The sequence below is a fragment of the Myxococcus sp. MISCRS1 genome (genome assembly GCF_026626605.1).
Lineage (GTDB): Bacteria > Myxococcota > Myxococcia > Myxococcales > Myxococcaceae > Myxococcus > Myxococcus fulvus.
This window is the reverse complement of the sequence record NZ_JAPNKB010000001.1, coordinates 3,014,527-3,038,765: the sequence shown is the minus strand read 5'-3', so window position 1 is coordinate 3,038,765 and position 24,239 is coordinate 3,014,527. Positions and strand designations below refer to the sequence as shown.

The window sequence follows — 24,239 nt, the reverse complement described above, 5'->3', positions numbered from 1 at the left end:
TTTCCTGCCCGAAGGGACACGGCCGACGGTACTCTCGCCGACACCGCATGACCGCCTTGCTCTGCGCGCTCTCCCTCGTCGTCCTGACCCAGTCCCCGGTGGTGTCTGTTTCCTTCGACCTTCGCGCGCTCCCGGAGCAGGACTATCGGCGCTGGGACGGCGTGGAGCTGGAGCGGAAGGTGGCCCTGCGGCTGATTCAGGAGGGCTTCGCGGTCGTCTCCCCACGCGGCCCGGCCCAGCTCCGACTGCGCGCGAGCCGGACTCCCGATGGACTGTTGCTGGAGGCCGTCGGACCGCGGCAACGCGTGGAACAACGTGTGCGCGTGGGCCGGGGCTCCATCGCGGAGCTCCATCTGGAGGTCGCGCAGAAGCTCGCCGAGATGACACGCGCGGTGCAGCCCGCGCCGGAGCCTGAGCCGTCCCCGCCCGAGCCGGTGCTTCAGCCTCCCGTGGAGGTGGCCGCTGCCCCGCCGGTGCACGCATCCGGGGTGGACCTGGGCTTGGGGCTGGGGACGCTCTGGGGCGGACCCGGAGTGGCTCCACACCTCCTGCTCTCGGCCAGGTGGGGGCTGGGGGACCTGGGACTGGATGTGGAGACGGGGCTCGGTGTGTCCCGCGAGCCGGCGCTGAACGTGGTCGAGGTGCAGGGTGGTGCGTTCTTCAGCTATCGCCACGCCGTGACGGAGCGCCTGCGACTGGAGCCGGCGGTGGGCGCGGGCCTCGTCGTCCATGCCTTCCGGCTCGAGGACACCTGGGTGTCGGAGCCGCGCGGTACCCAGGTCTCTCCCGCGGGCTGGGCCCGGCTGAAGCTCGGCTGGCGGTTCACCGAGCGTCTCGCCGCGGAGGTGCGCGTGGCCCTGGGGCTGCTGCGGCCCGTGACGCATGTGCGCGAGGGCGAGACACTGTGGTCACGAGGAGGGGCGAGGTTCGAAACCGGCGTGCAGCTCTCATGGGGGCTGTAGCTTCCGGAGGAAAGTTCCTTCCGCCTCATTCGTAGGTTCGCAGGTGATGGATGTCGCGTGCTGTCCACTTCAAGGCCCTGCCTGCCCGGCCCGTGTCCTTCGACGCGCTCTACGAGGCGCACGTCGAGGACGTCTACGTGTGGGCGATGCGGTACGCGGCGGGCCGTACGGGGTGGGCCGAAGACGTCACGCATGACGTGTTCCTGAAGGCCTGGGAGCACCAGACCTGGCTGCGCGAGGAGGATGTGCGGGGCTGGCTCTTTCGCGTCACGCAGAACGTGGCGTTCTCGGCCCTGCGTCGCGAGAAGACGTTCCGACAGCGCATCGCCAGCTTCTTGTTTCCGGAGTCCTCCACACCGCCGGAGTCCACGCCGGATGCGGCCCTTGAGCGCAGGGAAGCGGTGAGCAGCGCCACGGCGACGTTGGACCGCCTGCCGGGGCAGGAGCGGGTGGTGATGACCTTGAAGCTCCTGGACGACTTGAGCCAGCGCGAGATTGCCCAGCTCCTCTCGCTGTCAGAGGGCTACGTGTCGAAGTTGATCAGCCGCGCCCAGGGCCGCCTGACGGCCTGGGGATGGAAGGTGGACGATGGCGCCCCGTGACCTCCGCGCAGAGCTGCGGCGTGAAGAAGCCCTTCGCCGCGAGCAAGGGATGCCGCCCGCTGTCCGTGCCCGGGTGGGCGCGCGGCTGCGGGACGCACGCGAGCCCAGGCCCACCGCGTGGCACAGGCGTCCGGTGTCCTGGGGGCTCGTTGTGTCGACGGTCGCGGTGGCCCTCGTGGTGTTCTTCACGCGGGCTCCTGCGCCGCGCTCCGTGGGCGGGCTCGAGGTTGCGCAGGCGAGCACCGACCTGTTGGTGCGGGAGGACTTCGAGGGTGTGGTGATTCAAAGGGGCCAGGCCGCGCTGCTGGACGTGTCCCGCGGCATCACGCTCCGGAACCAGGGGGCGCTCGTCGTTCGTCGGGAGTCCACCGGGGTGCGGCTGGTCCGGGGGCGTGCGGAGTTCTCGGTGAATCATCGGCCGACCGATGCGCTCCCAGCGGTCGTGCTCGTGTCGGGCGGCGCCATCGAGGTCATGGGGACGCGCTTCACGGTGGATGAGCGAGGGGGGAGCGGCACCGTGACCTTGCATGAAGGGTCCATCGCCTTCCGACGGCTCGGTGGCGAGGTGGTCCCCGTGAAGCCAGGGCAGACGTTGGCGTGGCCGGTGGTCGACCCGAACAAGCCATCCCTCCCTCCCGAGACGAGGCCACCTCCCACGCTGGCGCCGCCGCCGGCGCCGAAGGTCGTTCCCTCTCGTCCTCCCGCGACGTCGGTGCGTGCTCCGAGCGTGGACGAGGTCCTGCGAGAGCTGGAGGTCCTTCGCGGTCGCCACGAGTTCGAGCAAGCGGCGCGGTACCTCGAGGAGTCGATGCGCAAGCAGCCGGTGGCGACGCGCGAGCGCCTCAGCTTCGAGCTGGGCTCGTTGTTGACGTACCAGCTGAAGGACGCGCAGCGGGCCTGTGCTCACTGGGCCCGGCATGAAGAGCAGTTCCGGCGCGGACGCTACGCGGAGGCCGTCCAACGTGCGCGTGGGACGCTGTCCTGCGAAGGGCGGGAGCGATGAGTCGCCGGAGCCTGCTGTGTCTGGCCATCGCGCTGACCGCCTGCGGGGAGGTCGTCATCGACCATGCTCCGACCTCCAACCTGCTCGACGCCGAGACCGCTTCCCTGGAGACAGGGCTCGGCGTGTGGACCGCGTGGTACGGCGTCACCGCTTCGAGAGCATCCACCGACGCGAGAGAAGGTGAGGCGGTCCTGCGCGTGGAGGTGACGGAGCCGTATGGCTGGGGTGTTCACCTGGACAACTGGCCGGGGTTCGCCGCGGCGCCGGGGGCACACCGTGCTTCCTTCTGGGCACGAGGGACCACGGCACGCTCGGTCGTCGCGCAGCTGAAGGTCAGCTGGCGTGACTCGGACGGCGAGGAGCTGCAGGCGCAGACGCTCACCAGCCCGGTGCTCTCCGGGCAGTGGGGGCGGACCGCGCTCGAGCTGACGGCTCCGGAGGGAACGGCGCGGGTGTCCGTGGAGGTGACGGGCGACGAAGGGACCGTGGGCGATGTCATCGAGCTGGATGCCCTGGTCGTCCAGGCATCGAGCGCCCCCTGACGTGCCTCAGGCGTCGCGGCCCTCCAGCTCATCGAGGGCGTTCCGTGCGCTGGATGAGACGCTGCCCCACGGCGTGGCGGCATGGTCTCTCAGCGAGACCTCTCGCAGCGGCTCGATGGCCTTTGCATCACCCTGTTGTCCGAGCGAATAGGCCGCCGAGTAGCGCACCTTCGCGGACGCGTCCCGGAGCTGGTCGATGAGGACCTCCACGATGCCCTCATGTCTGAAGTGGGCCAGGGCCTCCGCGGCGTCCGCCCTCATCTCTTCATCTTCGCTCGGGTCGAGCAGGAGCTTCATCACGTGTGGCGCGGCCCGCGGTGGACTGAAGATGCCCAACGCGTGGAGCGCGGCCCGCCGGACGGATGGGGAGGCATCCTGCTCCATCGCCTTGAGCAGGACCTCGATGGAGGCGTCGTGCGCGACGAGCCCCAGTCCCACCGCCGCCTCCTCCCGGAGCTTGTCCGAGGACTCGGACATGAGCGGTTCGAGCAGTGTCTGCGCCCCGTCGAGCTCCAGCCGCGGAATCAACCAACAGATGTCCGCGCGAAGCTCGGGGTCGAGGCTCGGGTCCCCCAGCATCCTGACGAGCTGCTGCTCCGATGTCCCTCCCGCGCTGACGACGGAGGCCACGAGCGCCTCGGTCTGGGCCCGTCCATCGACGAGGGTTCCCTGGACGATGGCGTCCAACTTCTTCGCGAGCTTGCGGTCGGGTTTCATCGCTTCGAACACCTGCAAGCAAGGTGCTTGGGGCGGCAGCCACGCGGCATCATCGCATTGAAGGCATGCTTGGCGGCGAGGCACGCTGCATCCTCGCTGGCGGCGCTCACGGGAGGGCCGTCGACGTAGGTGCCATCGTAGGGACACTTGTGCTCAGGCAGTGCGCTGGGGATCTGCAAGACGGCGCTGTGGCCGTAGCAGGTCCATTTCCCTCCCGAGCCCTTGTCCTTCTTCTTCTTGGAGTCCTTGCCTGCCTGTTCCGCCTGGGCGGCCTCCTTGGCCTCCTTCTTCTCGGCCTGGGCGGCGGCCTCCTTGCCGACGGCCTTCTCCGTCTTGGCCGCGCCTTGCGAGGCCTCCACGGCGGCCTTCTCCGCCTGGCTCGCGGCCTTGACCTCCTTCAGGCCCTTGGCGATGCCTTCCTCGCCGAGCCGGAAGGCCGCCTTCTCGGAGACCTTGATGGCCCCCTTGCCCGCGATGGCCCCGAGCTTCACGCCATCTCCCCAGGCGGGCACCATGGCCACCGCCGAGAGGCCCGCGTTGGCCCAGTCGCCCTCCAACGCATAGATGCCAGCGTTCACCCCATCGGGAATGGCTCCCAGGACTGGAATGAACCCCGCGAGGTCCAATGCGCCATGCACGATGTCCATGGCCGACAGCGACTTGTGGCGTGTGCAGCCGGAAGAGTCCTCCGAGACTGCTTCGTCGAAGACCATCAGGTCCCCTTCGAGGCAGCAGTGGGGATGGTCGAAGTTGCGCCAGACCGTCAGGTAATACGTTCCGGACGAGAGGTTGCCGAAGGTGAAGGTCCTGGGGCCCCCCGTGGTGGCCTCGCAGGTGCCAATCTCCTGGTCGAACCCCCAGTCCACCGAGCGGGTCAACGTGACGTGGTAATCGAAGTCCCGGCAGTTGGGGACGTCCCGGTCCACGGCCTGAGGGAGCAGCACGACGCGCAGGCCGCCGTTCGTGACCTCGAACTTCCTCGATTCGAGGACCCGGTGACACACCTGCACCGTGCTCTCGAAGCCCTTCTTCATGAGCGTGGTGGAGGCGCCCCCGGCGGAGACCCGAGGCGTGTCCTGGTGGCTGCCGGAGCGCAGTCCCCTCGCGCCGGACTGCTGCACCACATGCGTCAGCTCATGGGCAAGCAGGCGCCGCCCTTCGTGGGTTCCCGGCGCGAACTGCCCCCGGCCGAAGACCACGTCGTGGCCGACGGTATAGGCATGGGCATTCAGGCTCCGGGCGGACTGCGCGGCCCGGGTGTCCGTGTGCAGGCGCACGGAGGAGAAGTCGTACCCGAAGCGCGGCTCGAAGAAGGCCCGGGTCTGCGCATCGAGCGGCTGACCTGGCGAGCGCAGCACGTCGCTCACCGTGTCACGTGACCAGCTCGCGGGCCGGGACCCGGCGGCCATTGTCTGGATTGTGTCCTCCTCCTCGCAGGAGGTGCATTTGCGGCTGACCTGCAGCGGGGAGGTGCCGACAGGGCCGACCTGCTCGGGCATGCGCAGCACCTGGTCGGCGACGCGGTCCGCCTCGCGCTCCAGCGGGCCCTGTGCCTCTCCGATGGAGAGCTTCGTTTGGGGCGCGGTGGGTGGGAAGAGCGGGATGTCGCCGATGCTCCACGACCCCAGGGGCGCGCCGGCCACGTGCTCGGCGTCATTCCCCACGAGGCCCTTGCCGACCCTCGCCATGGGCCGAGGGGCACTGGACCGGACCGGGTCCTGGGCCTGCCTGGTGTGCATTCGCATCGCGTGCCTCCCGAGCTCGGGTGCCTCCGATGGAACAACGCCGTCAGGCCGAAAGGTTGAGCGAGATTCGACGAGAGGGCAAGGGACCGGCGGAGGCGCTGGCGCGTCCCGCCGGTCCCATGTGCCGGATTAGAACAGGTCGTGTGCGGGCCAGGCGTTGACGCCGTTCACCACGCTCCACATGAGGCTGTCGAGGTTGATGTCGGGCACGCCCGAGCTGGTGCTGTTGTCGGAGTTGGTCATGACCGACCAGGTGAACTCCTCGGTGCGGCTGGGGCCGTAGCGGTCATCGGTCCGCACCAACAAGGCCTGGGTGCCCGGGACGTAGCCGCCGTGCCACCAGTTGGGGATGCTGTTCACCGACCAGCCCTTGGCGTAGTTGACGGCGTTGCCCGCGGTGTCCGGCGCCGTCGTGCGCGTGGTCATCGTGGTGGTCGAACCCGCGCTCAGCAGGTCCGGCACGGTGGAGAACCCATCCGCGCGCACGGAGACGCGCAGCAGGTCGATGGGCGTGACGACCCAGCCGCCGTGCGCGTCCATGCGCCGCACCGGCATGCCGTACGGGTTGGCCGCCCCCGCGCCGAGCTGGTAGTAGGCGACCTCGTTGGACAGCCGCGCGGCCAGGGTGTCGCCGCCCACCGCGAAGCTGGTGGCGCCGCTGGGCGTGAACACGCGGCTCTGCATGTAGGCGTCGTAGGTCATCCCCGTGACGCGCTCGATGATGCGACCCAGGACGCTGTAGCCGAAGTTCGAATACTGGTACCGCGTCCCCGGCGCGAACTCGAGCGGCACGTTCTGCAGGACCCACTGGATGAGCTGCGCGTGGTTCATGGCCGTGTTCATGAACATCGGGTCGCCCGTGCCGTCGCCGCCGTCGTTGTCCCAGGCGCCCGCGGTGTGCTCCAGCAGGTGCTGGACCGTGATGTTCAGGACGCGGCTGTCGGCGTAGGTGCCCTGCGCGCCGTAGAGCTCACCGAGCAGTGCGCCCCGGCCGAAGACGCGGTCCGTCAGTTGAATCTGGCCGCTCTCGATGAGCCGCATGATGCCGATGGCCGTCATCGGCTTGGAGACGCTGGCGACGCGGAAGCGGTGGGAGCTGTGGACCGGGGTGTTGTTGCTCCGGTCGGCCAGGCCATAGCCCTTGGCGAACACCAGGCGCCCGCGGCGGGTGATGGCCAGCGACAGGCCGACGGTGTTCGTGGCGTTCATCGCCTGCTGGACGGTGGTGTCGATGTGCTGCAGGTCCGCGGCGCTGAACGTCAGGTTCTGCCAGAGCAGCGAGAACTCGGGCGCGCTCCCGTTGTTGTGCGCCGCCACCAGGACGGGGCGGTACCCCTGGTTCTTGAGGTCCGTCGCGGCCTGCTGATACGCGGCCGAGGTGAGCCCGTGGCGCGCGGCCATCGGAATCCCCGAGGACGCGTGGAAGATGGCCGCGTACCGGTCCGTGCCGCCCACGTTGTAGCTGCTGACCTTCGCGAGCTGGTAGCCCTGGGACGCATTGGTATTGAAGGTGGACTGGTACTGGGCCGCGGTCATCCCGTGGTGGGCTCGCCAGGCCGGCCCGGCCGACTGCTCCCAGATGGCCGCGTAGCGCTCCGCGCCACCGGACGTGTAGCCACTGACGTGCACGGGACGGTAGCCCTGGCCGGTCCAGGTGTTGAACTCCGTCTGGTACTGGGCCGCGGTCATGTCATGGCGGGCCACCCACGGGGCGCCATTGTCCGCGTGGAAGATGACCGCGAAGTAGGCGACGCCTCCGACGCTGTAGCCGTTGACCATCACCGGGCGGTAGCCCTGCGCGTTCTGGTTGACGACGGCCGTCTGGTACTGCGCGGAGGTCAGCCCGTGTGAGGCCCGCCAGGCGGGCCCGCTCGTGTCCTCGAAGATGGCGGCATAGCGGGCACTGCCCCCGTCCTCGTAACCGCTGACATAGGAGAGGCGATAGCCTTGCCCCGTCCAGGTGTTGAACTCCGTCTGATATTGCGCGGCGGTGAGGTTGTGGCGGGCGACCCAGGGGTCATAGGGACCAACCAGGGCCTGCTGGGTCGTGGACTCCGGCGAGGACTCCGGAGCGGCGGGGGCCTCCTGCTCGGGGACCCCGCATCCCACCAGGGATGCCATCAGCACTGACAGGGCTGTCAGCAGCGGCTTCATTCCAAAGGCTTTCATGTGCGTGGACTCCTGCTTGACGGTGTGGCTGCCAGCCAGGAACGAAGCCCGCGCCCGATTCACCTCAGGTGCGGAAGGTCGAAGCCGCCTCCCTCGCGCCGAGTGTTGGGTTTGCAAGCGTTTCGGCAGATGGGCCTACATCCCGTGCCCGCGCCACGAAATCTCGGTGCCTCGGGCACTGCAATTTCGGTGGAACGCTATTATCCATCGCCTCATGGCGGATGAACTGTCGGGCCGAGTCGAGGGCGTGAAGGACGCGCGGGACCTGGTGGAGCTGGCGACCACCGAGGACTCGGTGGAGGAGCTGCTGCGTCGCGGGCTCGACTGGCTGACGCGCGTGGTGCGCTTCGACCTGGCGACCCTGTTCCTCCTGCGGGACGGCAAGCTCGTCTCCGTGGCCGCGCGCGGCCCGCTCGCCAACGCCAAGGTGCGCCACCACGCCCTGCCGCTCTCGGAGTTCCCCTCCCTGCGCCAGGCCCTGGAGACCCGCCGCGCGCGCGCCTTCACCGAGGAGGACCACTCCCACGGCGACGGAGACCCGTTCGACGGCGTCCTCGACCTGCCTCCGGGCCACGCCTGCATGGTCGTCCCCCTCTGTGCGGGCGAGCGCTCCTACGGCGTCCTCACGCTCGACCGCGCCGAGTGTGAGACCTACCCGCAGCCCGTGGTGGACCTGGTCGAGGTCTACGGTCAGATGCTCGCCACCGCCCTCCAGGCCGCCGAGCAGCGCGCCACCTTCGAGCGCCTCCACCGACAGGACCACGAGCACGCCAAGCTCCTGGAGGCCCAGCTCGGCGGCGAGTCCGAGGGCATCCTGGAGACCTCCCTCAGCACCGTGATGCGCGACCTCGCCCGGCGCGCCCGGCAGGTGGCCGAGACGGACACCCCCGTCCTCATCACCGGCGAGACGGGCACCGGCAAGGAGCGCCTCGCGCGCGCCATCCACCGCTGGAGCTCCCGCGCGGACGAGCCCTTCGTCACCCTCAACTGCGCCGCCATCCCCGCGGGCCTGCTGGAGAGCGAGCTCTTCGGCCACGTGAAGGGCGCCTTCACCGGCGCCACCAAGGACCGCGCGGGCCGCTTCCAGATGGCCCACGGCGGCACGCTCCTGCTCGACGAGGTGGGCGAGCTGCCCGTCGAGCTCCAGGCCAAGCTCCTGCGCGCCCTCCAGGAGAAGGCCTTCGAGCCCGTGGGCAGCGACAAGACCGTGCGCGCGGACGTGCGCATCCTCGCCGCCACCCACGTGGACCTGCAGCGCGCCATCGCCGAGAAGCGCTTCCGCGAGGACCTCTACTACCGCCTGAGCGTCTTTCCCCTGCGCCTGCCGCCCTTGCGTGAGCGGCGCGAGGACCTGCCGCAGCTGTGCGCGTTCCTCCTCGAGGAGCAGGCCCGGCGCACCGGACGTCGCGGCATGCGCGTGTCCCCCGCGGGGCTCGCCCGGCTCGCGTCCTACGAGTGGCCCGGCAACCTGCGCGAGCTGGCGAACGCCCTGGAGCGCGCCACCATCCTCGCGACCGGCACGGAGCTGGGGCCCTCGTCCTTCGACATCACCTCGCACGCGGGCGCCACCAGCAGCGCGCCGCAGCTCGAGGCCTCCGCGGTCCCCGGTGGGGTGGACGCGACGATGAAGCCCGGCTCCGTGCTGACGCTGGCGGCGGTCCAGCGCGAGCACATCCTGCACGTGCTCTCCCTCACCCGGGGCCGCGTCTATGGTGTCGGTGGCGCCGCGGCGCTGCTCGGCCTCAAGCCCTCCACGCTCCAGAGCCGGATGAAGAAGCTCGGCATCGCCCGGCAGGAGCAGTTCGTGGTGGACGAGGTCTGACGGCTCAGCCGCCGCGCGGCTGCGTGGCCGGCAGCGGGTACGTGGTGCCCGTCTTGCCGAACGGCGCGTCGAACAGGTGCGGGTCCGACTGGCGCGTGCGGAACAGGTCGATGATGTAGTCCATCCGCTGGTCCAGCTTGCTCCAGTCCTTGGCCGCGGTGCCCTTGAGGCTGTCGGGGCTGGAGTCCAGCTTGCCCAGCAGCGCGCGCAGCTCCGGGTTCTCGATGGAGCGCAGGTGCGGCGGGAAGAGCGTCGACTCCATGCCCGCGGGCGGCGGCAGATCGTTGCCCAGCTTCAGCGCGCCACCCGGCACTGCCAGCTTCATCATGTGCTCGGTGGCCAGCCTGCGGAACACGGTCGCCGTCGCGTCCACCACGGGGCCGAGCGCCGCGTCCACCAGGCCCGTCTTCAGCGCGGCCTGACCCGCGAGCCGCGCCGGGAAGGGCAGCCCGTTGATGCCCGACTCGATGCTCTGCTTGAGCACGTTGCGGAAGGTGTCGTGCACCGGCGAGTTGAGCGCCTTCTCCACGAAGCCCTGCAGCTGCGTCTGCTCGTGCAGGCCAATCTTGTCGTTGGCCAGCAGCATCAGCTCCGCCTTCTTGTTCGGGTCCTTCTCGAACATGGCCTTCGTGTAGTGCGCGAAGGCCTCCTTCAGCACCGGCTTGTCCTTCGCGAAGCCGTCCAGGTACTTCTGCGCCTTCGCCGCGTCGTACGACGTGTCGCCCTGGAAGGTCTCGATGAAGCGGGCGAACTCCTGGCCCACCTCGTTGAAGACGAACTGGTTGCCCTCGGCGATGGAGCCGCTGACGTTGTCGAGCGCCTCCTTGCCCGCCGCGGCGATGTCACCCAGCGGCAGCGCGGGCAGGCCCACCTTGCGCAGCACGTCGTCCACCTTCTTCAGCGGACCGGCCAAGTCCCCGGCCTTCTGCAGCGCGTCCGTGAGGAACCTGGGCATGTCCTCGTTGCGGATGCTCACGCCCGCCTGCTTCGAGGCCCAGGTCGCGAAGGTGGACCAGTTGGCGTTCTCCTTGCCCAGCATCTGCCCCAGCGCGTTGGACAGGTCCGAGTAGCCCTGGGTGATGGCGTAGTTGCGCGCCACCGGGTCCTGGATGGAGGAGATGGCCTTCACGTCCGCCACGCTGGGGTAGCTGCCCGGGGCCACCTGCGTGCCCTGGGGCGCGACGGGCGGGGTCAGCGCCACCACCGGCTTCTGGGGCGTGCCCACGTCGAAGCGGGACACGTCGCGGGAGTCACCGCGCGCCACCGGAGCCTGCGGCTTCACCTCGTTGCGAGGCGGGGGCGCTGCGGGGGTCTCGAGCGGACGGGGCTGGACGCGGGGGCCGGAGATGGGGGTCTTCATGATGTGGAGGAAGTATCGCTCCGAGGAGGGCGGAAGTTGCGCGGCTGTCAGGGCTGGCCCGGCCCCTGCGGAAGTCCTTGAAAGGACAGGGAATGTTGTGCATGTGAGCGGTTCGTCCCATGCCGCGCCACCGCCTCTGTTCCCTCTGGGCCCCCCTTCGTGGGCGCGTCCTGTCCTGCCTCGCCTGGGGATTGCTGGTGCTCGTGGGGCTCGGCTGTGGCCGCCAGGACGCTCCCGCCGACCGGAGCAACTGGACGGGGAAGACGCTGCGCATCGGCACGGACGCGACCTACCCGCCGTTCGAGTCCGTGAAGGACGGCGAGCTGGTGGGCTTCGACATCGAGCTGGGCGCGCTCGTCGCCGAGGAGCTCGGCGCGAAGGTGGCGTGGACGAACACGTCCTTTGACGGCGTGTTCCCCGCGCTGATGGCCGGCAAGTTCGACCTGGTGATTTCGGCGGTGACCATCACGCCCGAGCGCCAGCAGCGGCTGGGCTTCTCCACGCCGTACTACACGGCGGGCCAACTGGTGGTGGTGCGCCAGGGCGACACGTCCGTCACCGGCATCGAGACGCTGCGAGGCAAGACGGCGGGCATCCAAATCAACACGAGCGCCTCGCTGGTGCTGGAGAAGTACCCGGACATCCAGGTGCGGCAGTATCCGAGCATCGACCTGGCGCTCCAGGACCTGCGCAACGGCAACCTCGCGGGCGTGGTGGGGGACGGGCCGACGCTGCGCTACTTCCTCGCCCACGGCTTCGAGGGCCTCCGCGCCGCGGGCGGGCTGCTCACCGAGGAGCACTACGGCATCGCGCTGCGACCGGATGACACCGCGCTGCGCGAGGCGGTGGACGGCGCGCTCCAGCGACTGCGCGACAACGGGAGGTTCGCCGCGCTGGAGGAGCGCTACTTCGGCGAGGCGGCGCAGAAGGCCCAGGCCGCGCGAGCGGAGGTGCCCTGGGGCAAGGTGGCGTGGCGGCTGGCGCGGGGGCTGGGGCTGACGCTGGGGCTCACGCTGCTGGCGCTCGTGTCCGGGCTGCCCCTGGGGCTGGCGGTGGCGCTGGGGCGGCGTGTGCGCTTCAAGCCGCTGTCGTGGCTGTGCGCGGCCTACGTCGAGGGGCTTCGTGGAACGCCGCTGCTGGTGCAAATCATCTTCATCTACTACGCGCTGCCGCAGCTGCTCGGCGTGGACCTGGCGCCGATGCTGGCGGCGGTGTTGGCGCTGACGCTCAACAGCGCGGCCTATGTCGCCGAAATCTTCCGGGCGGGCATCGCCTCGGTGGACCCGGGGCAGGAGGAGGCGGCGCGGGCGCTGGGCCTGAGCCGCGCGCAGGTCATGCGCCACGTCATCCTGCCGCAGGCGGTGCGCAACGTGCTGCCGCCGCTGACCAACGAGGGCATCGCCCTGCTCAAGGACTCCTCGCTGGTGTCCATCATCGGCATGGCGGAGCTGACGCGGGCGGGGCAGGAGCTGGCGAGCCAGCTGGCCGCACCGCTCGCCGTCTGGCCGCTGGTGGCGCTTTTCTATCTCATGGCCACGCTGCCGCTGACGCGGCTGGCCTCGGCGCTGGAGAAGCGCCTCCACCGTCAGGCGTGAGGAAGGCCATGGCGCTCGTCGAGGTTCGCAATCTGCACAAGCGCTTCGGCGCGCTGGAGGTCCTCAAGGGCGTGGACCTCACGGTGCAGCCCGGAGAGGTGGTCGTCTTCGTCGGCCCCTCCGGCTGTGGCAAGTCCACGCTCCTGCGCTGCCTGTGTGGACTGGAGGTGCCGTCGGAGGGGGAGGTGGTGGTGGGCGGAACGCCCGTGCGCGATGACCCGCGCTCGCTCCAGGCGCTGCACCGCCGGGTGGGCATGGTGTTCCAGCGCTTCCACCTGTTTCCCCACCTGAGCGCGCTGGACAACGTGACGCTCGCGCCGCGCAGGGTGCTGGGGCTGTCGGACGCGGACGCCGAGGCGCTCGGCCGCCGCATGCTGGGGATGGTGCACCTGGACGCGCGCGCGGAGGCCTATCCGGCGCAGCTCTCCGGTGGACAGCAGCAGCGGGTGGCAATTGCGCGGGCGCTGGCGATGAAGCCGGAGCTGATGCTCTTCGACGAGCCGACGAGCGCGCTGGACCCGGAGCTGGTGGGCGAGGTGCTGGAGGTCATGCGCACGCTCGCGCGAGAGGGGATGACGATGTGCGTGGTGACGCACGAGATGGGCTTCGCGGCGGACGTCGCCCACCGCGTGCTGTTCATGGACGCGGGCAAGGTGGTGGAGGAGGGCAGCCCCCAGCAGGTGCTGCGCGAGCCCCAGCACCCGCGCACCCGTGAGTTCCTCGCGCGCCTGCTTCAGCGGTGAGTCAGGCGGGAGCGCCACCGCCACCCGACGAGGCCCAGCAGGAGCACCCCGGCGAGCGCAGCGACTCCCAGCAGGAGGAGGGAGGGCAGGGGGCCCTCGCGCGGCGGCGTCACCGTGAGCGACGCGTCCCCCAGCACCACGAGCCCAGCCCAGGCCGCCGCGGGCAGGCCGTCGTCGATGGCGTCGAGCTGCGCGCGCCTCAGGGCCGCGGAGCTGCTAAGGCCCTGAGCCAGGTATTGGTAGAAGCGCGCCACCAGGTCCGCGGCCTCGTCGTCGCGCAGGGGCCACAGGCTGGCCACCACCGCGCGCGAGCCCGCCTCGAAGAAGGCGCGTGACAGGCTGAGCACGCCTTCGCCCGGCAGCACCGCGCCAGAGGCGCTGCGACATGCCGACAGCACCACCAGCGCGCCCTGGAGGCCCAGCTCCGCGATTTCACGCGGCTGGAGGATGCCGTCCTCCTGCTCGCTGCCCGGGGCGAGCACCAGCGCCGAGCGCTCGGGGGCCTCGGCGTCGACGACGGCGTGCGCCGCCACGTGCAGCACCCTCACCCGTTCCAGGTGCGCGCGCTTGAGCGCGCGCTCGGAGGCCGCGGTGCCCGTGCGCAGGTCCGGGGTCACCTGCGTGCCTTGCAGGGCCTCCACCACCGCGCGGCCCTCGCGCCGGGCCTCGGGCAGCGCTCCGACGCGCGCGGCCTCGGCGAACACCGTCATGCGCTCCCTGGCGACCACGCGCGCGTCCGACACGCGCACGCTGCGGTCCGGGTCCGCCAGCACCAGGGCCTGGCCTCCCGGGGGGCGCACGGCGGCCTGGCGCCAGTGACGCCACAGGCTCGCGGAGGGCACCAGGGACAGCTCGTAGCGCGAGACGAGCGGCGGCCCGTCCGCGCTGGGTCTCAGCGTGGCGAAGGGCAGGTCATGCAGCGGACCGTCCGGCACCACCATCAGGCGACGCACCCCGGCGGGCAGCTGCGCGAGCGCGGGGCCGAGCAGCTGGGCGTACAGGGCCGCCGCCGCGCCCGCCTCGGAGCCGTCGCGCCGCTCCAGCAGTCCCGAGAACAGCGCGATGGCCGGCGTCAGGAGCGCCCGCTCCGGGATGCGGTGCGCGCGCGTCCCGCTCCTCGTCACCGCCAGCACCCACGCGCCGCCCGCGAAGCCGCCGCGCGTGTCCGTGTCGTCGCCCACCAGGAACGCCAGCAGGGCCTCGTCCTCGCCGAGCCCCTGCTCGATGCTCTCCAGTGAAGCGAACTCCCGGGCGCCCTGTCGCGGCGCGGGACGCAAATCCCGCTCGATGCGCTCCAGCTCCTGGAGCTCGCGCAGCGCCGCCTCCCGCTGCTCCGCGGTGCGCGTCGGCTCCAGCAGCTTGCGCTGCACCGCCGTCAGCCGCCCGCGCACCTCGTCGCGCTGGGCCTTGTGCTTCGGGGTCTCCTCCACGGCCGCGAGCGCGTGTGAGGCCACGAGCGCGTCCAGCAGGCTGCGGGCCCGCATGCGCTCGCTCAGGGCGAAGGCCCGGCTCAGGGCCTCGCGCGGGTTGATCAGCACGCTCTTCCCCGTGGCGCCGCCCGCCTCCAGCGTCCACCCCGCGAGCCGGTGGTAGTCGCTCGCCCAGCTGGCGAACAGCTCCGCCTGGATGAGGGCGTCGCTCTGCGAGGCCCGCAGGGACTCCACCGCGTCGAGGGCGCGCTCGGCGTGCTCCAGCGCCATGGGGAGCGCCTGCGTCAGGTACGCCACCTGCGCGCGCCCCCGCAGGGCCAGGGCGAGAATCAGCGGGTCCGGGACACCGAGCGCCAGCTGGATGGACTCCTCCGAGTCCTGGATGGCGCCGACCGGGTCGTCGTGGGCCCTGCGCTCCGCGCGAGTCCACAGGCACGAAATCTTCCGCTCGTCCGAGGCCAGCTCCTCCGCGATGCGCATGCACTGCCGCAGCAGCTCCTCCGCCTCGCGCTGCTCCTCCGGGCTGTCGCCGAGCAGGTCGGCGATGAGCCGCAGCGCCTTCGCCTCCAGCTGCTGGACACCCGCGTTGCGCGCGGCGACCAGCGCATCCCGGGCCATGCGCAGCGCCTGGGCGCGCGTCTCGGGCGCCCTGTCGCGCAGGTGCCGGCGCGTCATGAGGTTGGCGAGGGAGTGCCGCGCGCGCGCCTCCGAGAAGAGGTCGCGTGAGCCGCGCGCCACCTCCGCCAGCCGCATCGAGGCCTCGGTGGCCTCCTCCAGCCACCCCAGCCGCTCGCTGATGGAGTGGAGCAGCGTCAGGTACTGCTTCTGCAAGCCTGGAGCGCCGTCGGGGAATGTGAGCGGCTCGGCGCGCTTGAGCACGCGGACGGCGCGGCCCAGGTCATGCTCCACGTCGTGCAGGTGGCTGGCCTCGACGATGAGCGCGCGGGCGAGCAGGTCGGGCTTGCCCGAGGCGCGCGCCACCTCTCCCACGCGGTGCGTCCAGGACAGGGCCTCCTCCGTGCGCCGCTGCTTGAGCAGGATGGAGCGCAGGTTGATGGACGCCAGCACCTCGCCCTCCGCGTCCTGTCGCTCGTGGAAGAGGTCCGCCGCGCGCAGATAGGCCGCCTCGGCGGCCTTGCGGTCCGACAGGAACTCCACGTGGCCGAGCACCAGGGCGAGCCACCCGTTCGACGGGTGCTTCTCCCCCAGCGAGATCAACGCCCGTCGGACGGTGTCCCGCGCCTGGGGGACCTGCGCGCATTCGTAGAAGCACATCACCGCCGCCTGCTCATCGGGACGGGCCGCGAAGCGCTCCTGGCAGTCGACGAGGGTGGGCGCGGGGGCCCGCGCGTCCTCCGCGGCGGACGCGACGGCCGGACACACGACGAGCAGCATCCCCACCACGAGGGTGAGGAGGTGCTCGGTGCCGCGCCGGAGCCGTCGCGTCGGACTCATCTCATCCCTACGGGGCCGCGCGGACCTGGGTGGGGGGCGGGTCATCGGGAACGCAGACGCGAACCGTGGTGGGGCCGTCGGGGCGGTCCGGCTCCGGCATGATGGGGACCAGCTCCCAGTGGCAGGTCTGCGGGTAGCTCCACCCCGTCGGGGAGCGTGGGTCCCAGCGCTCCACGGTGAGGACGGGCACGGAGAGCTGTGGCCCGGTGGTGGGCGCGAAGGCTCGTCCATACACGGGGCCACTCACCGAGGGCCGATAGAACAGCCGCATCGGCGCGTCCGGCCCCACCGTCCCCTGCGTCTGCGCGAGCACCGCCCCCGTGCTCGCATCGACGACCTGGAGCACCACGGACTGGGTCGCCCCGGTGCGCACCGCGTTCTCCACCACGGAGAACACCACCGTGTCGCCGCTTTCGCCGGCGATGGAGGGGGTCCTCCCGCTCGTGTACGTCGTCGCCTGTCCCCAGGCCTGCGCGGAGAGGCCCAGCGCCAGCGTCAGCAGTCCCCCGCGAATCCATCCTCGCATCGTCATCGCATGCTTCGTCTTCATGAGGCGTCCCCCTTCGTGATTCCCCACCATGAGTTCACTCCACGCGGTTGACGAAGGTGGCGCTCCTGAGCACCTGACCCTCCGGCAGCCGCGCCTCCACCTGCCACAGCAGCTTCGTGCCCGACTTCAGCGGCGCGAGCACCGACTCCGGCACGCGGTACTCGCTCTGCTCCAGCGAGTCCGCGCGGTGCACCCAGCCCAGGTCCTCGGTGGACAGCCGCACCGACCAGCGCGTCCCCTCGACTCCACCGCTCCAACGCAGGACACAGTCATTCCTTCGCAGCGGCGCGTCCTCGGGCACGCGCGAGACCAGCCCCGCGGTGTCCCTGCCCCGCAGGTTCGGCGCGTCGGCGTCCTCCGGGAGCCTGACGGCCACCACCACCAGCACCAGCGCCGCGGTGGCCACCGCGCCCCACATGGGCCGGCTCCACGCGAAGCGGAACCGCCGCTCGTCGCGCGCCCTGCCACGGCTCCTCCGGGCCCGAAAGCCCTGGCCGTCGTCGCGCTCGTCGGAGGTGGACCGGCGGGAGGCGCGGTTCAGCTCGTGCGCCAGCCGCCACGCCGCGGCCCAGGCGGGGTCGGCCGCCACGCGCTCCACCACGGCCCGGCGCTCCTCGGCCGGCAGCTCTCCACTCACCGCGCGCCAGATGAGGTCCGGGTCCACCGGCGAGCTTGCGTCCTCGGGGGCGTCCTCGCCGCGCACCACGGCGCGCAGGCGCTCGACGGTGGCCTCCTCGGGAACCACGGTGTCGTCGCGTCGGTGCTCGCTCACGGCTCGAATCCCTTCGCGGAGAGGCAGGCGCGCAGGCCGCCCAGTCCGCGGTAGACGAGGTTCTCGGTACGCTTCCCATCCCAACCCAACAGCTCCGCGGCCTCCGGGACGGTGTGGCCCTGCAGGTACAGCGTCACCGCCAGCCGTCGGTCCTGGACCAGTCGCTTGAGGCAGGCGCGCACCGCGCGGGCAATCTGCGAGGAGCCCGCGGAGCGCTCCGGGTCACCCGAGGCCACCGGCGACTCGGGCAGTGACTCCACCTCCTCCAGCGCCACCTCCTTGCGCCGCTGCACTCCGCGCAGTTCGTCCACCAGCGCGGTGTACGCGACGCGGTACAGGTACGCGGGGGCCAGCTTGGAGCGCTCGGGCTCGCGCCGCTGCAGCTCCATGACACGCATCATCGCCGTCTGCACTAGGTCGTCGCGCCGCTCGGCCAGGCGGGGAGGGCAGACCCGCGCGACGGCGTGGGTCAAATCCCTTCGGAGCTTCTCCAGCTCGTCATCGAGCAGGGCGCCCGCGGCCTGGGTCGGTCTCGGTCGTGGCTCCACGTGGACCATCCTCCGGGGAAAGCTCATGGTCATCGAAAGGCTCCTCCCGCGGCAAGCGTGACGGAGACTCGCGCACGGCGGTGCTCGCGGCGCCGCGCCACGGGGTGCCGGCGGCAGCGCGTGCGGGCGTCACCGCGGGGATGGGGGCTGTCCGAGCGGCGGAGGCGAAGGGCGACGTCCTGATGCGATGACACGGGGAGCCTCTCGGAAGGGGCACCCGGTCGTCGTCATGACGGGCCGGGATGCGCACCTGTCCCCTGAACGAAACCCCCGCTTTTTTCCCCTCACCCGGGTGCTCGCTTTTCTGAACGGGCGCAGCGGAACCTTCCAGGGGCGCGCGCGGTTGCAACTTTTTCCGTTCCTGCGGGAACGAGGGGTGTGGAAGGGTGTGGAGACAGGACGGATGGAGGCAGGTCGCCAGGCCGCTTCCCTGGCGGGCGCGGCGAGCGAGTGAACGTCCTTCCTTTCGGAGGTGTTGGCTGAGTCTTGCTCCCAGGGAGGTCGTCCTTGAGAAGGTTTCAGGAACGTTTGCCACTCGAGGCGCTGACATTCGATGACGCGCTGGTGTTGTTGGAAGTGGTGCAGGAGCTGTCCCATCTGAGGGAGCTGGAGGACGTGATGGCGCTGGTGCGCCGCGCGGCCCGACAGCTCAGTGGCGCGGACGGCGTCACGTTCGTGCTGCGCGAAGGGGACATGGTCCACTACGCGGACGAGGAGGCCATCGCGCCCTTGTGGAAGGGGCGGCGCTTCCCCATCCACGCGTGCATCTCCGGCTGGGCCATCCTCCATGGCGAGGCGGCGGTCATCGAGGACATCTACGCGGACGAGCGCATCCCGCACGACGTCTACCGCTCCACCTTCGTGAAGAGCCTGGTCATGGTGCCCGTGCGCCGCGCGGACCCGGTGGGCGCCATCGGCGCGTACTGGGCGGAGCGGCGCATGCCGGGCGCGCGCGAGGTGGCGTTGCTCCAGGCGCTCGCGGACTCCGCCGCCGTCGCGGTGGACAACGGGCGGCTGTACGACGCGGAGCGGCGCGCGCGCAAGGCGGCGGAGTCGGAGACGCGCCTGCGCGGTGAGCTCCTGGCGATGGTGTCCCACGACTTGCGCAACCCGCTGGGCGTCATCACGATGACGACGTCATTGCTCGCGCCGCTCCTGGCCCCGCTCAACGGGCGCGCGCGCCATCACCTGGACACGCTCAACCGCTCCGCGCTGCGCATGGAGCGGCTCATCCATGACCTGCTGGACTTCGCGGCCATCGAGGGCGGCGGCTTCCGCGTGAGCCAGGAGTCGATGGCGCTGTCGCGGCTGATGGAGCAGGCCTCGGAGCTGGGGCCCCTGGCGCAGGAGCGGGGCATCGGCCTGGAGCTGCGCCACCACACCCATGACGTCGACGTGTGGTGTGATCCGGACCGCATCCACCAGGTGTTCTCCAACCTGGTGGGCAACGCCGTGCGCTTCACGCCCGCGGGCGGACGAATCACGGTGATGGCGCAGGTGCGCGAGAACGTCGTCGAGGTGAGCGTCGAGGACACCGGCGCGGGCATCTCCCCGGAGCTGCTGCCCGTCCTGTTCGACCGGTTCCAGCGCCCCACGACGCGCGCGCCGGGCAGCGGCGTGGGCCTGGGGCTCTCCATCACCCGGGGCATCGTGGAGGCCCACGGCGGCACGGTCAGCGTGCGCAGTCAGCTGGGGCTGGGGACGACGTTCACCTTCTCGCTCCCCACGGGCGCGCCGGGTCAGTCCGGGCCGCGCTCGTAGCGCTCGTCGCTCACGCCGTGGAAGCCCAGGGCCTGCGCCAGCCGGATGGCGGCGCGGTTCTGGGGCCGGGTGAGCGCGAAGAGCCGCCTCAGGCCGAGCGTGGTGAAGCCGAAGGTGATGAGCGCCCGTGAGGCCTCGTGCGCGTAGCCGTGGCCCCAGAACGCCGGGTCCAGCTCGCAGCCGTACTCCGCGACGGTGTCCCCGGCGGACGCCTTGCGCACGCCGCAGGTGCCGATGACGCGGCCCTCCAGGGTGATGGCGAGCTGGTACTTCGCGCGGGGGACCTCGTGGGCCCACCGGGTCAGCAGCTCCACGAAGGCGCGCACGTCGTCCGCTGTGGGCGGCGGGTGGCCGTAGTGCTCCAGGTAGGCGGGCTTGGATTGATACGCGAGGACGCTCGGGGTGTCCTCGCGCCGGAAGTCCCGGAGGACGAGCCGCTCGGTGCGCAGCTCCATGTCAGCTCTCCGCGTGGAAGCGCCGCGCGTGCTCGCGCCAGGCCTCGCGGGCCTCGCGCGGGCTCACCGCCTGGAACTCGACGGACGTGCCCGCGCGCCGGGCTCCCAGCCGTCCCCAGTCCGCGCGGATGACGGTGGCGATGACGGGATATCCGCCCGTGGTGGGGTGGTCCGGTCCGAGGATGATGGGCTCGCCCGACAGCGTCACCTGGATGGCGCCGCGCACCATGGGGCGTGAGGTCCTCGCGCCCTCGTCGCCGTGCGCGAGCGCGGGCCCCTGCAGCCGCATGCCCACGCGGTCGCTCGCGCTGGACACCGTGAAGGTGCCGCCCAGCAGCGAGGCCGCCATCAGCGAGTCGAAGTGGCGCGTGTCGGGGCCCAGCGTCAGGCGGATGGGGCCCGCCGCCTCCCATGGTCCCTCCACGGGCATCGCGAGCGAGAGCGCGTCCGCGACAGGCAGCGAATCTCCCGGGCGCAGCATCCGCCCCTCATGTCCTCCCAGCCGCGCCACCAGCAGCGTGCCCCGGCCTCCGAGCACCACCGGCACGTCCACGCCGCCGGCCACCGCGACGTAGCTGACGCTGGCGCGCTCGGAGGCGGGGACGCGGAGGACCTCGCCTTCATCGAGCGCGTGGGGCTCATGGCCATCCACCGAGACGCGCAGGGGCGCGCCACGCGCGCGCAGCTCCAGCGCGCCCAGGCACTCCAGCGCGGCGGCGTCCCAGCGGTTGCCCACCGCGCGGTTGGCGCGCGCCAAGAGCTCCGGCACCACCGCTCCGCCGGGAGGGACGCCATGGTGCATCTGTCCGGGCCTGCCGCCGTCCTGCACGGTGGCGGGGGCCCGCATCGCCGTGATGTCCAACCAGCCCGCCATCAGTCCACCCGCTCGAAGCGCACCCTGTCACCGAGCTGCAGTACCGCGCCCCGGTCCGGGTGGAAGGCCGTGAAGTCCAGCGCCGTGCCAATCAGGTTCCAGCCGCCGGGGGACGCGAACGGGTACACGCCGGTGCGGCCTCCGGCGATGCCCACCGCGAGCGCCGGCACGCGCGTGCGCGGCGTGGGCAGTCGGGGCACGACGATTCTCGGGTCCAGCTCGCCCAGGTACGCGAAGCCGGGCAGGAAGCCCACGCAGCGCACCGTGTACTCGCGCGCGGTGTGCAGCCGGGCCACGTCGTCGACGCAGAGGCCCGTCCGCTCGGAGACCTTCTCCAGGTCGGGGCCGTCGTAGCGCACGCGCAGCGTGACGAGCGCGGCGGCTTGCGTGGCCACGGGCTCCCTCAGCAGCCGGGCGAGGGCCAGTCGAGGCTCCGCGGGCGGCCTGTCGGGGTCGAAGTACACGCACGCGTGCTCCTCGGTGACGACGGCGTCCACCACGCCCTCGAGCGCATGCAGCACGTCGCGCGCGGCGCGTCGCTCGATTCCGGCGGGGAGCACGACGCGCAGCGCGCCGTCGCCGAGGGGCTCCAGGGGCAGGGCGAGGGCCTCCAGCGTCGTGCGCACCTCTCGGGCCAGCTCCACCGCGCCGGGCGTGTCGCCGTGGACGCAGACGGTGTCGACGCCTCCGCCCGTCACCAGCCGCACGGTGTTCTCGCGGACCCTGGCCAGGTCGGTGAGCACGGCGCCGGGCTGGCCGCGCGGAATCAGGGAGCCGTCCGGGAGGGTGCCTCGGTCGGCGAAGCCCTCGCGCGCGAGGCACAGGCCCGCGTCGGTCGCCGCGTCGGCGAGCGCGCCCGTGGGCGGGCCGATGAGGGTGACGCCGGTGCCCAGCGCTTCGACGATGCCCTCCACCACGGCGCGGGCGAGCGCGGGTGAGGCATTGGCCGCGTGGTAGAGCGCGCCGTGGGGCTTGGCATGGCTGACGGGGAGGCGCTCCTCGCGGGCCAGGCGGGCCAGGCGGGCGCACTGGTGGGCGACTTGTCGACGGAGCGCCTCGGGGGGCACGTCGAGCGCGCGGCGTCCGAAGCCTTCCCGGTCCTCGTAGGACGGATGCGCGCCGGCGCGGGTGCCATGCCGTGCGCACAGGGCGAGCGCGCGGCGCATGGACGCATCGTCGCCCGCGTGGGCGCCGCAGGCGATGTTGGCCACGTGGGCGAGCGCGTAGAGCCGCTCATCCTCGTCGGGCAGCTCACCCAGGTCGATGTTGAGGAGGCACTCCGTCATGCGTCCACGCTATGCGAGCCGCGTCCCGGACGCAGCCCTCTGTCCGGGAAGCGCAGCGAGGACTCGGAAGATTACACACGCCACCCCGGGGCAGGGGCCGGATGGCACCGGGGTGGCGCGTGCCCCGGTGTTGTCGAAAGACACCCCGAGGAACTTCCAACCCAGATACGTGGGGGCGTGCTTTCTCGGGTCATTTCGCGCGAATTATGCCGCGCGGCTGGCACGCGGGGCGCGAGGTGGCTTCGCCGTGCGTCGCGGTGGGCTCAGTGGGCGACAGGGGCCAGCGTCGCGGGGCCACCGGACTTCACCCAGCGGACCAGGGCCAGCGCCGTGCGCTCGTCGAGCAGGTCCGCGTACGTGGGCATGGGGGTGCCGGGCTGGAACTGCTCCGGGTTGCGCACCCAGCGCACCAGCTCGGTGTCCGAGCGGCGGGACGCGCGGGCAATCTGCTCGTGGTAGCGGGCGCCGGGGGCATGGCAGCCCGCGCAGCCCAGCTGCGTGAAGAGCTTGGGCGCGTCCACCTTCGGAGCCGCGGGCCGGGGCCTGCGGGGCGCGGGGGGCGTGGTGGCGGGAGCCTGCGTGCCTGCGACGGGGCGCGTTGTCTCCGGGCCCTGCGACGTCGTACCCGCCACGGTGTTCGAGGCCACCGCGGTGGCCGAGCCTTGAGTCGCCGTGCCCGCCGCGGTGGTGGCCGGGCCCTGCGGCGTCGTGCCCGCGACGGAGCCAGTCGTCGACGCAGCAGATGCCGTGCCCGTACCGGTCGTGGTGGCAGACGCCGCCTCCGCCACGGTCGTCGACTCGGCGCCCTCATCGCCCTCCGCACCGTCATCGGCGCCATGGAGCTTCGTCACCCAGGTGGGGCGCACGGACGTGGCGGTGAGGCGCGGGCGGGCGCCATCCACGTGGTTCTTCTTGGGCGGCACCGAGCGCAGATAGTCATAGAGCGCCTGCGCCTCCACCGCGTCCATCCCACGGAAGCGGGGCATGGGCGAGCGCAGCGCGGACCCGTCCGGCGCGATGCCGTCCCTCACCGCGCGGGTGAAGTCCTCCAGCGTCCAGTGCGCGAGCCCCGTCCCGTGGAAGGTGATGTTGCTCGACTCGACGTCCTGTCCCTCGGGGTCCTTGAAGGACATGCCGCCGGAGAAGACCTCGTCGCCCTCGGTCTTGCGCGGGCTGAAGCCCGGCGTATGACAGGACGCGCAATCATAGACGTCATGCGCCATGTAGCGGCCGTACTCCAGCGTGGCCGCCTTCTCCGGCACGGGGATTCCCAGCGGCGGACGGGGAATGGGCTCGTTGCCGGTGATGATGCGGAAGCCCAGCCCGCCGATGAAGCTGAACTCGGAGCGGGGCGCGGGCGTCGGGTCCGGCGTGAAGAGCGGATGCCCCGAGCGAAGGAACCCGAGCACCGCCGCCAGGTCCTTGTCCCCCATCCCGTAGCTGGGCATCACCATCAGCCGGCCATCCCGGCTCACCGCGTACCGGATGACGCGCGCCAGCTCCTCGTCCGTCGCGGAGCCGATGCCCGCCGTGGGATGGGACGTCAGGTTGGAGGCGTGGAACTTCCCCATGTACGACGGCAGCTCGTGCAGGGGCGCGCCGGAGGCCGTCTCGTTGTCACCGCCGCGGTGACACGACTCGCAGCTCGCGTGGAAGATGGCGGCGCCGCGCGCGATGGCCGCGGGCGAGGTGTCCGCCTGGAGCTTGGGATAGGGCGCCTTGACGGTGCCGGCACATCCGGCCAGCAACACGCTCGCCAACACCATGCTCCTCACGACACCGCGGACCTCGCGTCGCATGTGCTGCCCTCTCTCCTGGAACCGGGGCCCGATGTTTATCCCATCCACC

The 24,239-nt window shown here is 71.5% G+C and carries 20 protein-coding genes; 8 read left to right on the top strand and 12 right to left on the bottom strand.

The window, feature by feature from the left end:
- Positions 1-47 precede the first annotated feature (47 nt).
- Genes OWM54_RS11545 through OWM54_RS11530 form a run of 4 tightly spaced genes read left to right on the top strand, consistent with a single transcriptional unit; the run spans position 48 to position 3,109 of the window.
- Positions 48-962: a hypothetical protein gene (locus OWM54_RS11545; RefSeq protein ID WP_267697534.1), complete on the top strand. Its 915-nt coding sequence runs from the start codon at positions 48-50 to the stop codon at positions 960-962.
- Positions 963-1,012: 50 nt separating this feature from the next.
- A complete protein-coding gene (locus tag OWM54_RS11540; RefSeq protein WP_267697533.1) occupies positions 1,013-1,564 on the top strand; it encodes an RNA polymerase sigma factor in 552 nt (183 codons plus the stop codon).
- Between the two features lie 49 nt (positions 1,565-1,613).
- A complete protein-coding gene (locus OWM54_RS11535; RefSeq protein ID WP_267697532.1) occupies positions 1,614-2,567 on the top strand; it encodes a FecR domain-containing protein in 954 nt (317 codons plus the stop codon).
- Positions 2,564-3,109 carry a hypothetical protein gene (locus OWM54_RS11530; protein ID WP_267697531.1) on the top strand — a complete coding sequence of 182 codons (546 nt, stop codon included), beginning with the start codon at positions 2,564-2,566 and terminating at the stop codon, positions 3,107-3,109. The genes OWM54_RS11535 and OWM54_RS11530 overlap by 4 nt, the downstream gene beginning before the upstream one ends.
- Positions 3,110-3,115: 6 nt before the next feature.
- Here the strand turns inward: OWM54_RS11530 and OWM54_RS11525 are convergent, their stop codons facing one another.
- The 3 genes from OWM54_RS11525 to OWM54_RS11515 form a co-directional block, all read right to left on the bottom strand.
- Entirely contained in the window at positions 3,116-3,826 is a 711-nt protein-coding gene (locus tag OWM54_RS11525) for a HEAT repeat domain-containing protein (RefSeq protein WP_223747873.1), read from the bottom strand.
- Positions 3,823-5,571, bottom strand: a complete 1,749-nt coding sequence (locus tag OWM54_RS11520) for an eCIS core domain-containing protein (RefSeq protein ID WP_267697530.1) — start codon at positions 5,569-5,571, stop codon at positions 3,823-3,825. The genes OWM54_RS11525 and OWM54_RS11520 overlap by 4 nt, the downstream gene beginning before the upstream one ends.
- 129 nt (positions 5,572-5,700) lie before the next feature.
- Positions 5,701-7,740, bottom strand: coding sequence for a serine hydrolase (locus OWM54_RS11515; protein ID WP_267697529.1), 2,040 nt, complete (start codon positions 7,738-7,740; stop codon positions 5,701-5,703).
- Between the two features lie 214 nt (positions 7,741-7,954).
- Here OWM54_RS11515 and OWM54_RS11510 point away from each other — a divergent pair, with 214 nt between their 5' ends.
- Positions 7,955-9,562 carry a sigma 54-interacting transcriptional regulator gene (locus OWM54_RS11510; protein WP_267697528.1) on the top strand — a complete coding sequence of 536 codons (1,608 nt, stop codon included), beginning with the start codon at positions 7,955-7,957 and terminating at the stop codon, positions 9,560-9,562.
- Positions 9,563-9,566: 4 nt separating this feature from the next.
- Here the strand turns inward: OWM54_RS11510 and OWM54_RS11505 are convergent, their stop codons facing one another.
- Positions 9,567-10,922 (bottom strand): hypothetical protein, encoded by a 1,356-nt coding sequence (locus OWM54_RS11505; RefSeq protein WP_223747877.1) that lies wholly within the window; start codon positions 10,920-10,922, stop codon positions 9,567-9,569.
- Between the two features lie 119 nt (positions 10,923-11,041).
- On the opposite strand from OWM54_RS11505, the gene OWM54_RS11500 reads away from it, so the two are divergent.
- Together OWM54_RS11500 and OWM54_RS11495 are read left to right on the top strand one after the other, a co-directional pair.
- Positions 11,042-12,517, top strand: coding sequence for an ABC transporter permease subunit (locus tag OWM54_RS11500; RefSeq protein WP_223784522.1), 1,476 nt, complete (start codon positions 11,042-11,044; stop codon positions 12,515-12,517).
- A gap of 8 nt (positions 12,518-12,525) precedes the next feature.
- The gene (locus OWM54_RS11495) at positions 12,526-13,260 is read left to right on the top strand and encodes an amino acid ABC transporter ATP-binding protein (RefSeq protein WP_223747879.1); all 735 of its coding nucleotides are present in this window, start codon (positions 12,526-12,528) and stop codon (positions 13,258-13,260) included.
- On the opposite strand, the gene OWM54_RS11490 is transcribed toward OWM54_RS11495, so the two are convergent.
- From OWM54_RS11490 to OWM54_RS11475, 4 genes are read right to left on the bottom strand one after another with little or no spacing between them, the layout of a single operon-like run.
- The gene (locus tag OWM54_RS11490; protein WP_267697527.1) at positions 13,251-16,145 is read right to left on the bottom strand and encodes a CHAT domain-containing protein; all 2,895 of its coding nucleotides are present in this window, start codon (positions 16,143-16,145) and stop codon (positions 13,251-13,253) included. The two genes, OWM54_RS11495 and OWM54_RS11490, sit on opposite strands and share 10 nt — an antisense overlap.
- 7 nt (positions 16,146-16,152) lie before the next feature.
- Positions 16,153-16,695, bottom strand: a complete 543-nt coding sequence (locus OWM54_RS11485) for a hypothetical protein (RefSeq protein ID WP_223747881.1) — start codon at positions 16,693-16,695, stop codon at positions 16,153-16,155.
- A gap of 34 nt (positions 16,696-16,729) precedes the next feature.
- On the bottom strand, positions 16,730-17,467 hold the full coding sequence (locus OWM54_RS11480; protein ID WP_223747882.1) for a hypothetical protein: 738 nt from the start codon (positions 17,465-17,467) through the stop codon (positions 16,730-16,732).
- Positions 17,464-18,024: an RNA polymerase sigma factor gene (locus OWM54_RS11475; RefSeq protein WP_267701119.1), complete on the bottom strand. Its 561-nt coding sequence runs from the start codon at positions 18,022-18,024 to the stop codon at positions 17,464-17,466. Before OWM54_RS11475 ends, OWM54_RS11480 begins: the two co-directional genes overlap by 4 nt.
- Before the next feature lie 498 nt (positions 18,025-18,522).
- Between OWM54_RS11475 and OWM54_RS11470 the strand changes: the two genes are divergently transcribed.
- Complete coding sequence (locus tag OWM54_RS11470; protein ID WP_267697526.1) at positions 18,523-19,776, top strand: GAF domain-containing sensor histidine kinase; 1,254 nt, start codon at positions 18,523-18,525, stop codon at positions 19,774-19,776.
- On the opposite strand, the gene OWM54_RS11465 is transcribed toward OWM54_RS11470, so the two are convergent.
- The 4 genes from OWM54_RS11465 to OWM54_RS11450 form a co-directional block, all read right to left on the bottom strand.
- Positions 19,755-20,231 (bottom strand): GNAT family N-acetyltransferase, encoded by a 477-nt coding sequence (locus OWM54_RS11465; protein WP_223747884.1) that lies wholly within the window; start codon positions 20,229-20,231, stop codon positions 19,755-19,757. The two genes, OWM54_RS11470 and OWM54_RS11465, sit on opposite strands and share 22 nt — an antisense overlap.
- 1 nt (position 20,232) lies before the next feature.
- The gene (locus OWM54_RS11460; protein ID WP_267697525.1) at positions 20,233-21,105 is read right to left on the bottom strand and encodes a biotin-dependent carboxyltransferase family protein; all 873 of its coding nucleotides are present in this window, start codon (positions 21,103-21,105) and stop codon (positions 20,233-20,235) included.
- A complete protein-coding gene (locus OWM54_RS11455) occupies positions 21,105-22,391 on the bottom strand; it encodes a LamB/YcsF family protein (protein WP_267697524.1) in 1,287 nt (428 codons plus the stop codon). Before OWM54_RS11455 ends, OWM54_RS11460 begins: the two co-directional genes overlap by 1 nt.
- A 263-nt stretch (positions 22,392-22,654) precedes the next feature.
- Positions 22,655-24,190, bottom strand: a complete 1,536-nt coding sequence (locus OWM54_RS11450; protein WP_267697523.1) for a cytochrome c — start codon at positions 24,188-24,190, stop codon at positions 22,655-22,657.
- Positions 24,191-24,239: the final 49 nt, after the last annotated feature.